Raw genomic sequence first — 1141 nt, 5'->3', positions numbered from 1 at the left:
GGGACTGTCAGGAATTTTGTGTCTGAGGCCATGATGATGGAAAGGAGAATCATCACATGGCCATTGAGAAGGAACTTTTGGATCAGCTTCTCGCGGGGCGTGATCCGAACGAGGTTTTCGCCAAGGACGGCCTCGTCGACGATCTGAAGAAGGCGCTTTCGGAGCGCATCTTGAACGCCGAGCTGGACGAGCATCTGGACGATGAGCGCGAGGCCGGCGGCCCTGCCAATCGGCGCAACGGGGTGTCGAAGAAGTCGGTCCTGACCGGCACGTCCAAGATGACGCTGTCGATCCCGCGCGACCGGGCCGGCACCTTCGATCCGAAGCTGGTCGCCAAATACCAGCGGCGCTTTCCCGATTTTGACGAGAAGATCATCTCCATGTATGCGCGCGGCATGACGGTGCGCGAGATCCGTGGCCATCTGGAGGAGCTCTACGGCATCGACGTGTCGCCGGACCTGATCTCGGCGGTGACCGATGCCGTGCTGGAGGAGGTCGGCGAATGGCAGAACAGGCCGCTCGACGCCGTCTATCCGCTCGTCTTCTTCGACGCCATCCGGGTCAAGATCAGGGACGAGGGCTTCGTCAGGAACAAGGCCGTCTACATCGCGCTCGGCATCCTGCCCGACGGCACCAAGGAGATACTCGGCATCTGGATCGAGCAGACCGAAGGGGCCAAGTTCTGGCTGCGCGTCATGAACGAGCTGAAGAACCGCGGCGTCGCCGACGTCCTGATCGCCGTCGTCGACGGCCTGAAGGGATTTCCCGAGGCGATCAACGCCGTCTTTCCGCAGGCGATCGTCCAAACCTGCATCGTTCACCTGATCCGCCATTCGCTCGAGTTCGTGTCCTGGAAGGACCGCAAGACCGTGATGCCGGCGCTGAAGGCCATCTACCGGGCCCAGGACGCAGAGGCAGGCATGAAGGCACTGGAGGCGTTCGAGGCCGGCTACTGGGGCCAGCGCTATCCGGCCATCGCCCTGAGCTGGCGGCGCAATTGGGAACATGTCGTGCCCTTCTTCGCCTTTCCCGAGAGCGTGCGCCGGATCATCTACACCACGAATGCGATTGAAGCGCTGAACTCCAAGCTGAGGCGGGCCGTACGCACCCGCGGACACTTCCCCAGTGACGAAGCGGCAAT

At 62.2% G+C, this 1141-nt stretch carries 1 protein-coding gene; it reads left to right on the top strand.

What is annotated here, in order from left to right; translation table 11 throughout:
* Positions 1 to 56: 56 nt before the first annotated feature.
* The coding region (locus J2046_RS33630; protein ID WP_210059148.1) for an IS256 family transposase at positions 57 to 1141 on the top strand (1085 nt) is incomplete at its 3' end.

It is taken from the genome of Neorhizobium petrolearium, assembly GCF_017873175.1.
GTDB lineage: Bacteria > Pseudomonadota > Alphaproteobacteria > Rhizobiales > Rhizobiaceae > Neorhizobium > Neorhizobium petrolearium.
The sequence above is the reverse complement of the archived record's forward strand: the minus strand, read 5'-3'. Positions and strand labels throughout refer to the sequence as shown.